This window comes from Candidatus Epulonipiscium viviparus (genome assembly GCF_030708075.1).
GTDB lineage: Bacteria > Bacillota > Clostridia > Lachnospirales > Cellulosilyticaceae > Epulonipiscioides > Epulonipiscioides viviparus.
The window spans coordinates 1,168,528-1,183,184 of record NZ_CP117982.1 but is presented as its reverse complement, the minus strand read 5'-3'; the positions used below and the strand labels follow the sequence as shown (position 1 = coordinate 1,183,184).

General features: G+C 33.1%; 14 protein-coding genes. 8 read left to right on the top strand and 6 right to left on the bottom strand.

The window, feature by feature from the left end; all coding sequences use genetic code 11:
• Nucleotides 1-5: 5 nt before the first annotated feature.
• Both argS and PCY70_RS04835 read left to right on the top strand, forming a co-directional pair.
• Nucleotides 6-1,703: an arginine--tRNA ligase gene (gene argS / locus PCY70_RS04840; protein ID WP_305768628.1), complete on the top strand. Its 1,698-nt coding sequence runs from the start codon at nt 6-8 to the stop codon at nt 1,701-1,703.
• A 15-nt stretch (nt 1,704-1,718) separates the two neighbouring features.
• Nucleotides 1,719-2,462 (top strand): class I SAM-dependent methyltransferase, encoded by a 744-nt coding sequence (locus tag PCY70_RS04835; RefSeq protein WP_029488229.1) that lies wholly within the window; start codon nt 1,719-1,721, stop codon nt 2,460-2,462.
• A gap of 27 nt (nt 2,463-2,489) precedes the next feature.
• Here PCY70_RS04835 and PCY70_RS04830 read toward each other — a convergent pair whose 3' ends face one another.
• Nucleotides 2,490-3,767 carry an adenylosuccinate synthase gene (locus PCY70_RS04830; RefSeq protein ID WP_305768627.1) on the bottom strand — a complete coding sequence of 426 codons (1,278 nt, stop codon included), beginning with the start codon at nt 3,765-3,767 and terminating at the stop codon, nt 2,490-2,492.
• Nucleotides 3,768-3,994: 227 nt separating this feature from the next.
• Between PCY70_RS04830 and PCY70_RS04825 the strand changes: the two genes are divergently transcribed.
• From PCY70_RS04825 to PCY70_RS04810, 4 genes are read left to right on the top strand one after another with little or no spacing between them, the layout of a single operon-like run.
• The gene (locus PCY70_RS04825; RefSeq protein ID WP_010168183.1) at nt 3,995-4,771 is read left to right on the top strand and encodes a ParA family protein; all 777 of its coding nucleotides are present in this window, start codon (nt 3,995-3,997) and stop codon (nt 4,769-4,771) included.
• Nucleotides 4,772-4,816: 45 nt separating this feature from the next.
• Entirely contained in the window at nt 4,817-5,665 is an 849-nt protein-coding gene (locus tag PCY70_RS04820) for a ParB/RepB/Spo0J family partition protein (protein WP_305768626.1), read from the top strand.
• Nucleotides 5,666-5,681: 16 nt separating this feature from the next.
• Nucleotides 5,682-6,164, top strand: coding sequence for a DUF4446 family protein (locus PCY70_RS04815; RefSeq protein ID WP_010168181.1), 483 nt, complete (start codon nt 5,682-5,684; stop codon nt 6,162-6,164).
• A gap of 54 nt (nt 6,165-6,218) precedes the next feature.
• Nucleotides 6,219-7,931 (top strand): proline--tRNA ligase, encoded by a 1,713-nt coding sequence (locus PCY70_RS04810; RefSeq protein ID WP_305768625.1) that lies wholly within the window; start codon nt 6,219-6,221, stop codon nt 7,929-7,931.
• 23 nt (nt 7,932-7,954) lie between these two features.
• Here PCY70_RS04810 and PCY70_RS04805 read toward each other — a convergent pair whose 3' ends face one another.
• Both PCY70_RS04805 and PCY70_RS04800 read right to left on the bottom strand, forming a co-directional pair.
• Nucleotides 7,955-8,491, bottom strand: a complete 537-nt coding sequence (locus tag PCY70_RS04805; protein WP_029488228.1) for a spore maturation protein — start codon at nt 8,489-8,491, stop codon at nt 7,955-7,957.
• 3 nt (nt 8,492-8,494) lie between these two features.
• On the bottom strand, nt 8,495-9,073 hold the full coding sequence (locus PCY70_RS04800; RefSeq protein WP_010168178.1) for a nucleoside recognition domain-containing protein: 579 nt from the start codon (nt 9,071-9,073) through the stop codon (nt 8,495-8,497).
• A 255-nt stretch (nt 9,074-9,328) separates the two neighbouring features.
• Between PCY70_RS04800 and PCY70_RS04795 the strand changes: the two genes are divergently transcribed.
• The gene (locus PCY70_RS04795) at nt 9,329-9,592 is read left to right on the top strand and encodes an AbrB/MazE/SpoVT family DNA-binding domain-containing protein (RefSeq protein WP_010168176.1); all 264 of its coding nucleotides are present in this window, start codon (nt 9,329-9,331) and stop codon (nt 9,590-9,592) included.
• Between the two features lie 490 nt (nt 9,593-10,082).
• The gene (gene proC / locus PCY70_RS04790) at nt 10,083-10,874 is read left to right on the top strand and encodes a pyrroline-5-carboxylate reductase (RefSeq protein WP_305768624.1); all 792 of its coding nucleotides are present in this window, start codon (nt 10,083-10,085) and stop codon (nt 10,872-10,874) included.
• Nucleotides 10,875-10,931: 57 nt separating this feature from the next.
• On the opposite strand, the gene PCY70_RS13845 is transcribed toward proC, so the two are convergent.
• The 3 genes from PCY70_RS13845 to PCY70_RS04775 form a co-directional block, all read right to left on the bottom strand.
• The gene (locus tag PCY70_RS13845) at nt 10,932-11,498 is read right to left on the bottom strand and encodes a leucine-rich repeat domain-containing protein (RefSeq protein WP_416387534.1); all 567 of its coding nucleotides are present in this window, start codon (nt 11,496-11,498) and stop codon (nt 10,932-10,934) included.
• Nucleotides 11,499-11,656: 158 nt separating this feature from the next.
• On the bottom strand, nt 11,657-12,481 hold the full coding sequence (locus PCY70_RS04780; RefSeq protein WP_305768622.1) for a hypothetical protein: 825 nt from the start codon (nt 12,479-12,481) through the stop codon (nt 11,657-11,659).
• Between the two features lie 72 nt (nt 12,482-12,553).
• A complete protein-coding gene (locus PCY70_RS04775) occupies nt 12,554-14,179 on the bottom strand; it encodes a hypothetical protein (protein ID WP_305768554.1) in 1,626 nt (541 codons plus the stop codon).
• Between the last annotated feature and the right edge of the window lie 478 nt (nt 14,180-14,657).

Sequence of the window (14,657 nt, the reverse complement as noted above, 5' to 3'; positions counted from 1 at the left end):
AAATCATGGAAGATTATAAAATGCAATTAGCAGCAGTGCTAGCTAAAATCACAGGAATTAGCGCTGTAGAAGCTGAGGAACTTATCGAGGTGCCATCTAATAGAGATATGGGAGACTTTGCTTTTCCTTGCTTTAGATTTGCGAAGATATTAAAGAAATCACCAAATGTAATAGCTTCAGAGTTGACAGAAAAAATTGTAAAGCCACAGTTTATAGAAAGAGTAGAAAATGTTAATGCGTATATAAATTTTTATGTGGATAAGACGGTTGTGGTTCAAGCTGTACTAGACAAAGTATTGGCAGAAAAAGATGGCTATGGATTTGCTGCTAAAAAAGATAAAGGGAATATAGTAATTGACTATTCTTCTCCTAATATAGCAAAACCATTTCACATCGGGCATTTGCGATCAACAGTAATTGGCAATAGTTTATATCGAATTTTTGAAGCACTTGGATATAATTGCATTGGGATTAACCATTTGGGAGACTGGGGAACTCAATTTGGGAAGTTGATTGTTGCTTATGAAAAATATTCTACCAAAGAAGATGTAGAGCAAAAGGGGATACAGGAGTTATTGCGCATCTATGTAAAATTTCATGATGAAGCTAAAAGCGATCCCTCTCTTGAAGATTTAGCAAGAGAAAACTTTACAAAAATGGAGCAAGGTGATGCAAATGCATTGGCACTTTGGAGATGGTTTAAAGAAATAAGCCTCAAAGAGTTTGAGAGAGTTTATAAAATGCTTGATATAAGTTTTGATAGCCTGAATGGTGAAGCTTTTTATAATGATAAGATGGATAAAGTTATAAAGGAGCTAGATGATAAAAAACTCACTAAAATTAGTGAAGGTGCGAAGATTATAGAATTGGACAATATGTCGCCATGCTTGATTACCAAAAAAGATGGATCGTCTTTGTATGCAACAAGAGATATTACTGCAGCGTTATATAGAAAAGAAACTTATGACTTTAAGAAATGTATTTATGTAACAGCATTGGCTCAAAATTTACACTTTTCTCAGTTCTTTAAGGTGATTGAAAAAATGGGTTATGCATGGTCTGTAGATTTGGTTCATGTACCCTTTGGAATGGTAAGTATGGAAACGGGGTCTCTTTCGACTAGATCTGGAAATGTATTGTTGCTAGAAGAGATATTAGCAGAAGCTGTAAAGAAAACTAAGGAAATTATAGAAGAGAAAAATCCTAATCTTGAGAATAAAGAAGAAGTAGCGCAAGATGTCGGAATAGGTGCAATTATATTTGACGATATGTATAATACCATTATTAAAGATATTCAATTTTCTTGGGAAAAAGTGCTAAATTTTGATGGAGAAACAGGTCCATATGTTCAATATACTTATGCTAGAGCTAACAGTGTATTGAGAAAGAGTGGTATGGCAATTTCGGATATAGAAAATATATGCGTGGATTTGATTATAGATGAGCAAAGCGTGGCATTGGTGAAACAAATAGGAGCATTCAATAGCATGATAACTGAAGCTGCTGAAAAATATGAACCTTCAGTTATTGCAAGGTATGCTGTAAATTTGGCCAAATGCTTTAATAAATTTTATCATGATAATTCTATTTTGGTAGATGATATGAAATTGAAAAAAGCACGATTGGCTTTAGTAGTGAGTACAATGTATACGATTAAAAATGCTTTATGGTTATTAGGTATTAAAGCTCCAAAACAGATGTAAAGGAAAGTTAGTTTTATGGAATGGAATAGTAAGTTATATGATAATAGTCAGAGTTATGTGGCTGATTATGGGAAAGATTTAGTAGGATTTTTACCTGCAGATGCAAATGTATCGATTTTGGATTTAGGTTGTGGTACGGGGGATTTGACTGCAACAATATTTGAAAAATATAAAAATATTATAGGTGTTGATTTATCGAAAGAGATGTTAGAGCGAGCTAAAAGTAAGTATCCAGAAATAAAATTTCTTAATATAGACGCTACTAATATGAAGTTTAAAAATAAATTCGATGTAATTTTTTCAAATGCTGTATTGCATTGGATATTAGATCAAGAAAAATTGCACAAAAACATTTATAAAAATTTGCAAAAAGGTGGCATATTAGTATGTGAATTTGGAGCTAATGGAAATATTGAGAAAATCTTTGAGGCTTATGGTGAAGCTTTGAAAAAGTACGGACAAAAATTTAGTTTGCCATTTTATTTTCCAACTGCAGCGAATCATATAAAATTATTAAAAAAGTTTAAGTTTAATATAAAAACGGTATACGATTTTGATAGACCTACTATATTGCCTAATGGAGAAATTGGTTTGAGAGAATGGGTATTGCAGTTTTTCTCTGATTCCATAAATCAGTATAATGAAGATGTAAGAGAAGATATTTTGAAGAGTATGGAAAATAGTTTGAGAAATGAATTATTTGTAAGTGGAAGCTGGATAGCAGATTATAGAAGACTACGCGTTATAGCAGAAAAGTAAAGGCCACGGTAATACGTGACCTGATGTTTATAAAATTATTATATCTTCTCGCTTAGGACCTGTAGAAATCATTGTAATAGGAAAGCCTATTTTATCTTCGATAAATTTTATATAGTCTTTTGCTTCTTGAGGTAGTTCGTCATAATTTTTAACGCCTAATATATTTGTCTTAAAACCTTTTACTTTTTGGATAACAGGCTTTGCTCGAGAGAGTTTAACAGAATCTGGAAAAATAGTAGTGATTTCACCATCAATTTCGTAGGCGACACATACAGGAATTTCATCTAGATAGGAAAGAACGTCTATCAGTGAAAATGCAACATCGGTAGTGCCTTGCAATATACATCCATATCTGGTTGCAACGCAGTCAAAATAGCCCATTCGTCTAGGTCGACCGGTTGTGGCACCATATTCTCCAGCATCTCCTCCAAGTTGTCTGAGCGTTTCGGCTTCATCACCAAAAATTTCACTTACAAATGCACCTGCTCCTACTGCAGAAGAATATGCTTTCACAACAGTAACTACTTTTTGTATAGCATGAGGTGGAATACCTGCTCCTACTGTCGCAAAGCCAGCAAGAGGAGATGATGATGTAACAAAAGGATATATCCCATTATCAGTATCTTTTAAGGCACCTAATTGACCTTCTAATAAAATGTTTTTGTTTTGCTTAATGGCATCATCCAAGAAATAGACGATGTTGTCTACCATAGGTTTTAGACGTTCGCGATAGCTTATAAGCTCATTAAAAAGTTGAATTGGATTAAGTTGCGTATGCCCATGATAGAGCGATGTGATAGTAGCATTTTTAGATTCACAAACTTTAGTTAATCGTGACATTAAAATTTCATCATCATATAGCTCGCAGACTTGAATACCAATTTTTAATGCTTTATCAGCGTAAAATGGTGCAATTCCCGATTTAGTAGAACCAAAGCTATTGCTGCCAAGGCGTTCTTCTTCTAGTTGATCAAATAAGACGTGATAAGGCATAACGATTTGAGCCCTATCCGATATTTTTATATTAGGTCTTGGAACTCCTCGTTCGAGTAAGTTGTCTAGTTCTTTGAAAAGCTGCGGCAAATTTAATGCAACTCCCTGACCAATTATATTGATAGCATTTTCTCTAAAAACCCCAGAAGGAAGTAAGTGAAGAGCAAACTTGCCATATTCATTGATTATAGTATGTCCAGCATTTGCTCCTCCTTGAAAACGAATAATAATATCTGCATCTTTGGCTAAAAGGTCCGTAATTTTCCCCTTACCTTCGTCGCCCCAGTTTCCTCCAACAATTGCACTAATCATATTTTTCTCCTTTGAATTTAATAAGATTTTAAGCTAGTATATAATAAATCCGATTTATTTTAAAGTATGTTTTAAAATATTTTTAATTTGTTTAAATTAATAAAAAATATGGCATACTAAAATATATTCATTATTGCTATAATAATATATTAAGAACCGTAGGACTATGGGGATAGATTAACTATCAACCCCGTCACTTTAATGATGAGAGATCAAGGAGGTGTTTTATGAGAAAAGTTATTTCGGTTGTCAACCAAAAAGGAGGTGTGGGAAAAACCACGACAGTAATGAATTTGGCGGCAGCGCTGGCTGTTGATGCAAGAGTATTGATGATAGATATAGATCCACAGGGAAATTCTAGTAGTGGATTAGGTGTTAATAAATTTCAGGTAAAATATACATTATATGATGTATTGACAGACAATATCGATATTGAGGATGCAATTTTAAAAGCTGAAGGCGAATCCGTTGATATTATCGCTGGAGATTATAATCTAGCTGGTCTTGATATAGAATTTATAAATTTACCTAATAAAGATCAAATATTAAAAAATAAAATGAAATCAATTTTAAAATATTATGATTATTGCCTAATTGATTGCTCACCAGGGGTAAATATCTTAAATATAAACGCTTTAAATGCATCGGATTTTATATTAATTCCTATGCAGTGTGAATATTATGCATTAGAAGGCTTAACACAAGTGATGCGCACATTTAGATTAGTTAAGGAAAATACCAATAAAAATTTGAGTATTATAGGTATTTTGTTTACCATGTATGATTGTAGAACTAATTTATCAAATGCAGTAATTAGTGAAGTTGAAGGGTATTTTAAGAATATTCCCTTTGAAACAAAAATTAATAGAAGTATTAAGCTTTGTGAGGCACCAAGTTATGGCTTGTCGTGTATTAAATATGCGGTCTCCTCTAAGGGGGCACAGCAATATCTAGCTTTGGCAGAAGAAGTGAAAGAAAGAATAAAAATGTTTGAAAATGCTTGAACGTTTAATTAAGGGGTATATAAAATGTACTAAGGGGATATGTTTATGAAAACTGCAGCATTAGGGAAAGGCTTGAAAACTTTATTTTCTGAACAGGAAGTACACTTGGAGAGTAGTGAATCTACAGAGACAAGAATAGTCAGTATAACAGATATTATATTAAATAAAAATCAACCACGAAAATTGTTTAATGAGCAAGAAATAGAGGAACTAAAGAACTCAATTATAAGACATGGTTTATTAACACCTATTTTGGTTCAAAAAGTTGATGATAAATATCAAATAATAGCTGGTGAAAGGAGATATCGTGCAGTTAAGGCAGCGGATTTAAAAGAGATTTTAGTACGTGTTATACCGCCAAAAACTGAGGAAGAAATACTAGAAATTTCTCTTATAGAAAATATCCAACGACAAGATTTAAATGCTGTAGAAATAGGAGAAGCTTTATATATTTTAACCAAAAAGTATAAATTGACCCATGAAAAAGTGGCAGAAGCTTTGAGCATCAATAGAGTATCTGTAACAAATTTTATACGATTAAATGAATTACCAGAGGAAATTAAGGAAAGCATTCGTGAGAAAAAAATTAATTTTGGTGCAGCAAAGGCTATTTTGAGAGTGGAAAGTGATGCGGATAAAATAAATGTAACGAGAAAAGCGATAGCAAATAAATGGTCAGTTAGAGATATTGAAGAATATGTGAAAAAATTAAAAACACCTAAGGTAAAAACAGAAAAAAAAGTAATGGATGTTTTTTATAAAAATATTGAGGATAAATTGAGGGTAACTTTTAATACTAAGGTTACTTTAACAAAGTTAAAAGATAAGGGCAGAATAGAAATTGAGTATTATAATGATGAGGATTTGGAAAGAATTTTAGGGGTAATACAATAAATTTTGAGGAATAAATATGCAAATATTACAGGAAATTAATATAGTAATTTATATTCTGATTATACTACAAATAATTTTTTTGGTTTTCTTAATTTTTCTAACCGCTAAATTGGACTCAATTCAACAACAGTACAAAAAATTTATGAAGCCTAATAATTTGGATATGGAAGAACTGCTAGAAAGTTATGCTGAAGATGTAAAAATTACAAAAAATGAAACTCTGCTTATAAAGCAGGTGATAGAAGAGTTAAGAGAAAAGTTTAAAACTACTTGCAGAAAAGTTAGTGTTACTAGGTATAAAGCCATTGCAGATGTAGGTTCGGATTTATCGTTTGTAATCGCATTGCTAGATGATCAAAATGATGGGGTTATACTGAACGGAATTTACTCCCGCGATGGTTCTTATACTTATGCGAAGCCTATAGTTAATGGAAAATGTAAATATAGACTTTCGGCAGAAGAAGCAGTAACTTTAGAAGAAGCTATTATGAAAGATTAGTAATTCTGGCTATAATTGTGATAACAGCTATTTAGATAAGGAAGGATTAAAGAAATGTTATTAAGTAAACTTTTAGGCGAAAGATTTAAAGAAAAGCCTCAAGAAGCAAAAAGTATAAGTCATATTTTTTTACTTAGAGGAGGTTATATAAGACAAGTGGCTAATGGTCTTTTCACCATGCTATTACCAGCTCAAAAAGTTAAAGTTAATATAGAAAAGATAATTCGTGAAGAGATGAATAAAATTGATGGTCAAGAAGTAATATTTCCTGTTGTGCTTCCTGGAGAATTATGGCAAGAATCAGGCAGATTTGAAAGTGTAGGTTCTGAGCTTTTAAGAATGAAAGATAGAACTGATAAAGACCTAGTATTGGGTATGACACATGAAGAAGCTGCAGTGCATTTGGCAAGAAGCGAAGCAAAATCTTATACTCAATATCCGTTTATGATTTATCAGATTCAAACTAAATTTAGAGATGAGGCTCGCTCAAGAGGCGGACTTATTCGTGTTCGTGAGTTTACAATGAAAGACGCATATTCATTTCATACTTCTAATGAAGATTTAGATGCGTATTATGACAAATGTTTGAAAGCATATAATGAAATTTATAGAAGAACTGGAGTTCCTGAAGTAGTGTGTGTGGAATCTGATAGTGGAATGATGGGAGGAAACGTATCCCATGAGTTTATGCTACTTGCTGACATAGGTGAAGACACAATTGTGGTGTGTGATACCTGCGGGTATATGTCTAACATGGAAGTTGCGACAGGAAAATTAGCTGCAGTTATGAAAGAAGAAAAGGCGATAGAGAAAATACACACTCCCAAGATGAATACTATTGCAGATATTGCAAAGTACTTTGGGGTTTCTGAAGAACATACTTTGAAGGCTGCAGTATATAATGTACAAGATAAAAGTGAGCCACTAGTGATCTTTATACGAGGAGATTTGCAGGTGAACATTGCAAAGGTACAAAAAATTGTTAAGGCCGCTATTACTCCTTATGAAGATTATGAAAATTGCGATTTGGCATTTGGTTTTATTGGACCATATAAAATGAATACAGATAAAGTTACAGTGATCTATGATAAATCGCTTAAAGATGAAACTAATTTAATTTGTGGAGGTAATGAAGCAGATTATCACTATAGTGGGCTGAATATGAATAGAGATTTGTCCGCGATTGAATATGTGGATGTTGCAGAAGTTAAAGAGGGGCAATGCTGTCCAAATTGCAATGGAAAATTAACATTTAAGCGAGGTATAGAAGTCGGCAATATTTTTAAATTGGGAACTAAGTATACTGATGTTATGAAGATGACATATGTAGATCAGGATGGAAAATCTAAGACTCCTATCATGGGTTGCTATGGAATTGGAGTAGGTCGGTTGATAGCATCAGCGATAGAAGCGCATCATGATGATTATGGTCCAATTTGGCCAATTAGTATTGCTCCATGGCAAGTTCATATATGTGCCTTGAAGTCTAAAACTATGGATATCAATGTAATTGGGGCAGAAATATATGGAAAACTTAGTCAAAAATTTGAAGTAATTTTTGATGATAGAGGTGCTGCACCGGGAGTTCAATTTGCAGATGCGGATTTGCTGGGAGTGCCAGTGAGAATTGTTTTGGGAGAGAAGAATTTAAAAAATGGCAATGTAGAAATAGTAACAAGAGACAAATCTATAAAAAAATTGATTGCCAAAGAAGATGTATACGAAGAGGTTGCTTCTATCATTAGAGAATTGCAACAGAGATTGTAAAAAAGTCCCTCATAAGAAAGGGACTATATACCAAATAAAGAGACTGTTATTAAATATGATGCAATGATGCCGGCAAGTGTGGCTAGTAGAGAACCGGACAGAGTATATCTGGTATCTTTAATATTGATTGTCATAAAGTATACGCTCATTGTGTAAAAAATTGTTTCTGTGCAAGCAAACATTATAGAGACCAGTCTGCCCATAAATGAATCTGGACCATAGTTTTTAAAAATGTCTAAAATTAATCCAGTAGAAGCGGAAGAAGATACAGTTCGCATTAGGGCGATTGGCACTACTTCCGGTGGAAAATCTGTAAATGATGTAATGATTGGCGATAAAATTTTTACGATGCCATCAAGTACTCCAGAGGATCTAAGCATTCCAACTGCAACGAGTAATGCGATTAGTGTGGGTAAAATTTTGATAGCTACATTTAATCCTTCTGTGGCTCCTTCTATAAAAACTTCAAATACGTCAACTTTTTTGAAAAGACCATATGAAATAATAAAAATACAGACGCTAGGAATTATGTAATCTGATATATGCATTAAAATTGACATAGATTAGTTCTCCTTTGTATGCATAAATTTAGCAAAGGCTATTGCAACGATTGTAGAGACGAGTGTGGCAATAATTGCAGGTGCTACAATTTCTGTAGAATTAGCAGAGCCATATCCGTTTCTATATGAAACCATAGTTATAGGAATTAGCTGAATTGATGAAATATTTATAATAAGAAACATACACATGGCGTTGGTGGCACGAGACTTATTTTTGTTTAACTTTTGAAGTTCAACCATGGCTAAAAGTCCAGGTGGGGTTGCTGCCCATCCTAGGCCTAAAAAATTTGCGATCATGTTTGTTGCTATGTATTTTCTTGCGGGATGATTTTTGGGAACATCCGGAAATAAAAAGTTTAATAGAGGAGTCATTTTTTTTGAGAGTGCATTGACTAGGCCTGATTTTTCTGCAATATACATGATGCCCATCCACATGCATAAGATTCCGGTGGTATCAAAACAGATTTTCACTGCCGTAACACTGGAATTGAGCATTTCTGTTGTGACAGCATTCATTTTATTTGTTGCCATTGCAATAACTACAGAAAATATACACATAAAACTCCATAAGTAATTTAGCATAAGTGAATCCTTCCTTTCAGTGTTTATTGTAAGGTCATTTTTTGGCGGCTTGTCCTATAAATATATGCGTAACTGCAGCTAAAAATAACTAATTGAAATTTACTTCTTTTGTATTTTGTTTTGTGTAATATATTACAAATCTACAAAATAAATTAAAATTTCCAAATTTTTTACAAAAATGGATTGACAATATGTGAAAAAAAAGTTATCATCTAATGTGACCAGAAATTACCAATGGGTTGAGGAGAGAGATTTATGAAACATACAGGAATTGTAAGAAAAGTTGATGAATTAGGAAGAGTAGTTCTGCCTATAGAATTAAGAAGAAATTTGGATATAAATATAAAAGATTCATTAGAAATTTTCGTAAACGAAGAGCAAATTATTTTGAAAAAATATGTTCCTGCAGATATATTTACTGGAAGTATGGAAGATCTAATAGATTATAGAGGGAAGAAAATTTCTAAGCAAACTATAATAGAGCTTGCCAATGTTGCAGGACTTAAAATAGCAGAATAAAATATAGTTATGCAAATATACAAAGTATAGCTTATATATTTGAAACTTTTTTTTACAAAACGAAAGTTAGAAGAATTGAATATCCTTCTAGCTCTTCATATAGTAACATTAAATAGATAATGAAATAACTATAAAAGTATTAATGATAGATTATTCAAAGGCTATTTGTTTCTAATATTTAATGGTATCGCAGAAGAAGCATTGGTTATAACTGTATCTAATGAAACTTCTGCAACTACATAAACTACAGCTGACGGAGAGCTGGTTATGGCAACAACTGTATTTGATAAGACTTATATCATTACATAAATTATAGTTGGGAGCGCTATGATTATTGTAACAATCGTATCTGATGAAACTTCTGCTACTATATAAACTACAGCTGGTGAAGCTCTGATTCTGGTAACAACTGTATCTGATAAAACTTCGGTTAAATTTACATAAAGTTGATAATACTATGAACAGAGACAATTGGTAAAGGAGAGTAGTTATGATAGGATTAATTGGATGTGGAAACATGGGTGCGGCAATAATAAAAGGAGCAATAACTAATGGTGCAGTGACTCCTGCCGATGTATGTGTATATGATATTTCGAAATTGGCAATTGATAAAATGATTGAATTGGGAGTAGAGATCTGCGTAAATAATCGAGAAGTGGTAAGCGAAAGTGATGTGATAATTCTAGCGACAAAACCTCAATATATCCCAGAAGTGTTAGCGGATTTGAAAGATGTGATGAATGATAAAGCACTGATTTCGATAGCCGCCGGAATTACAACTAAAGATTTAAAAGAAATGACAAACTCAGTGAGAATATTAAGAGTGATGCCAAATACTCCGGCCTTGGTTGGTGAAGGAGCTGCCGCATTTTCATTAGCGACGGATTTTACGAAAGAAGAGAAGGCATTAGCGGGAGGATTGTTTGCCGCTATCGGAACAATAGAGTGGATTGCCGAAGAATTGATGGATGTAATTTCTGGGTTTAGTGGAGCGGGACCGGCCTATGTTGCAATGATTTTGGAAGCAATGAGTGATGCTGCAGTAAAGCAAGGGCTACCTCGAGTAACTGCATATAGATTGGCAGCGCAAACATTGCTAGGCAGTGCAAAATTGTTTATGGAATCAGGGATGAATCCTAGTCAAATGAAAGATATGGTAACATCTCCGGGAGGAGTGACGATTGTAGGTGTTGAAGCACTAGAACGAGGAGGTTTGAGGTACGCAATAATGAATTGTATTGATGCCGCAACAGAAAAAGCAATGCAAATGAGACCCAAATAATATCTGTATTATATAAAAAATATTAAAGCCCATTCTGTATCGAGAAGGGCTTTTTTATTAATCACAAGGAAACAGAGCTACTAAAGGGTACCAATAATCATGGTCGGCAGTAATAGTGGTAGCTGCTGTAATATCTATTTCTCTATCATCAATGTATTTTAAAGTGGACGGCAAAGTAATAGAATATAAATTGAAACACTGAAAAAATATATTACTATGAAGTCTTGTGACTCCCTCTGGAATGGATACAGATACTAAGGCGTGGCATTTACCAAAAGCATAAGACTCTATGTCTCGTATTGAACTAGGCAAATTTAGAACCGCTAAATTAATGCAGTTAAAGAAAGCACCTTCACCAATAGTAACTATATTATCGGGAATTGTTAATTCAGTGATAGAAGAACAGCGAATGAATGCGCGAGTTGCAATATAGGACATATTTTTTGAAAAGTATATGCTACGCAAGTTAATGCAATCAGCAAACGCTTGATCTCCGATGTCAGTAACGTTATCCGATATTTCAACATGAGTGATTTCAGGGCAATCCCAAAATACTGAATCACTGATTAAAACAACATTCTTTGGAATTATAACGGAGCTTTGATCTCCGCGGTATTTAAGCAATACTCCTGCATTATTAAGTTCGAAAATTTTGGAATCAACTGTACTTTCAAAAGCTGGGGTTGTAGCGACCGGAATTGTAGAAACTGTATTTTCAGAAGCTGTACTTGTAGAAGCTGGAATTCTAGAAGCTGGGGTTGTAGCGACCGGAATCCTAGAAGCTATATTTTCAGAAGCTGGGGTTGTAGCAACAGGAATCGCAGAGGCTGTACTTTCAGAAGCTGAGATTGTAGTAACCCGAATCGTAGAAGCTGTATTTTCAGAAGCTGAGGTTGTAGCAACAGGAATCGCGCTGTACTTTCAGAAGCTGAGATTGTAGTAACCCGAATCGTAGAAGCTGTACTTTCAGAAGCTGAGGTTGTAGCAACAGGAATTCTAGAAGCTATATTTTCAGAAACTGGGGTTGTAGCAACAGGAATTCCAGAAGCTGTATTTTCAGAAGCTGGGGTTGTAGCAACAGGAATCCTAGAAGCTGTACTTTCAGAAGCTGAGATTGTAGTAACTCGAATCGTAGAAGTTAGATTTTCAGAAGCTGGGGTTGTAGCAACAGGAATTCTAGAAGCTGTACTTTCAGAAGCTGATGTTGTAGCAACAGGAATTCTAGAAGCTGTACTTTCAGAAGCTAGGGTTGTAGCAACAGGAATTCTAGAAGCTGTACTTTCAGAAGCTAGGGTTGTAGCAACAGGAATTCTAGAAGCTATATTTTCAGAAGCTGGGGTTGTAGCAACAGGAATCGCAGAGGCTGTACTTTCAGAAGCTGAGATTGTAGTAACAGGAATCGCAGAAGCTGGATTTGCGGAAGCTGAGGTTGTAGCTTCTTGATTAGCAAGGGCTTTATTGGCAGTAATGCGATTGAGTTTTGCTAACAGATGTTCAAAGGTTGAAGCAACAGCGTCAATTTTGATATTATTTATAATATAAGTTACTAACTTTTGTAACTGCTCTTTATTAACAGTGGTATATTTGATTTTAAAATTATTTGTCATATTTTATCCTTTTTTTGTTATAATTTATAAAGCAATAATAACAAAATTTTCCAAAAAAGTAAAGTATAAAAATTAAAAAAGAGTAAGTTTATCAAAATTAGCCAGTGAAATAGATAAATCATTATTCAAAATAAAAATCCCTTCCTTTAGGTCTAAATTGTCAATATTCTGTATTGCAAAAAGAACTTGATGATTATAACTTTCTATAAAATGTAATTCACCAGGGATGTACGAAGATTTTACAATGTTATTGAAAGTATTGTCATATACGCATAAAAAAATGTCGTGATCCTTTTCTTCGGTAAAAACAATGTATCGCTCTGATAAGAAAAGACAATCTAAAATATTACCAGATACTATTGGTTTAGGGGAGCGATAATAGTCATGGACATAATATAGAGTGGATATATCATTGTTTTTCTCAATAAATATGAAATTTGATTGGGCGGGACAGATAGCAATAGAGTCTGCAATAATATTTTGATTTTTGACAACGTATCGATGACTACCAGGAATATTTTGGTTTATTAACATTAAGTCTGAATTACCAGCAGATTTTTTATCTAAGAGTAAAATATAAGGTGATTGGAGAAGAAAATAGTCACTATCGAGAGAAGTAACATTGTGTAAGTAAAGCTTTTCACCGGAAATATAATCCTGCTGATATAAACCATAAAATAGTTCATTGTCATCTTGAGCAATAAAAAAATTCTCATAATTTGATGATAGAGCAGAAGTGTGGGCAGGTTCAAATGTTCTAAATGTCTCAACAATAGTTTGGCGTGAAAGCGTAAATTGTTCACTTAGAGTGCGTTGAGTATTTTCGGGCATAGTAATTACACCCTGTCCCTTAATATAAGCTTGTCTAAAATTTGGGGTAAAATATAATCTACATCCTAAATTAGTTTTAAAAAATAGATATGCAGGTATAGAAAATTTCGTATAATCGACATCATGAACTATTTCCTTTTTTGACCAAACAATGATTTCAAAGAGATTATTGAGCATACTTTTGTTAGTAATGTTAATCATAGATTCTAAGGATGAGTTTATAGTAAGCACCTCAGGTGTTATTGGATGAACAGTTTCGATTAAAGAAACTAACCCCTGATTAAAATAAGGTAGCAAATAATTTCCTAAAAATAAATTAGTAGTATTTAAAATTGGCTTAGTTAATATAAGAGAATTGGTGCCATCTGGGGTGTATAATTTTACCTGATATCCTAAAGTAGACGGAATAAGCTTGGAATCAAATACCATGTTGGGAATAGATGAGTTAATAGAAGAAACCCATTCATCTATGAGATTTGTATCAGTGATTTCGAATAAAAAATGGCTTGATTCTGGCGTATAGGCAGAAACTTCAATTTTGTAGGTGTTGATAGTTTCGGTTCGTACATAAAAGGATAATATAGTATGAGTGACATTGGAAAAAGAAAATGTTGAAAGTAATACTATAATTAAACCAGTAAATATTAAAGATAGCTTTGTTTTGGCATTTTGTCTGTCAGTAAGAAGTATAAAAGCCATAAGTAAAGCACCGAGAGGAATAGTAAATCCGAGTATAATAGAATGTATGCTACTGATTAGAAGATATATAATACATTTAATAAAAAACATGTATTCTTCAGTTTGTTGTTTGAAAGGCAATCTGCCGATTTGTATTAAAATTAAGATAAAAACAAATAAACTTTTCATTTGACCTCCTTGTTAAAATTGTGGTTCTATATCATAAACATAAAAGTGATTAAAATAGAATGTAGGAAAAAAAAGTATATTATGAGGTAAAATCACCTGAATATTAAATTGGTATTTATGTAAATCAGTAATGGATATTTTGGTTTCTAAAAATATATCGAATAATGCAGTAGTTTGACCTTTTTTTATGGGTAGAATGCAATATTCATTGATTTCTGTGGGCAAAAATCTTTTTGTGATAGTAGGAACTTGAATATTCTTGGTGTTATAAAAAATTATGTTAGAACTAGGATTGGTAGGTGTTATAAGAATATAGAAGTCTTCTCTATATGCATTAAAGGTAATTATGTTGCTAATAAGTTGAGGATTAGTAGTGTTGGGAGCAGACATAATGTTGATAGAAGGTAATGTAGGAATAAAGAATCTAATAGATGATAAATATATAAAGAAGATAATTATTATAAATAGAGATGTATGG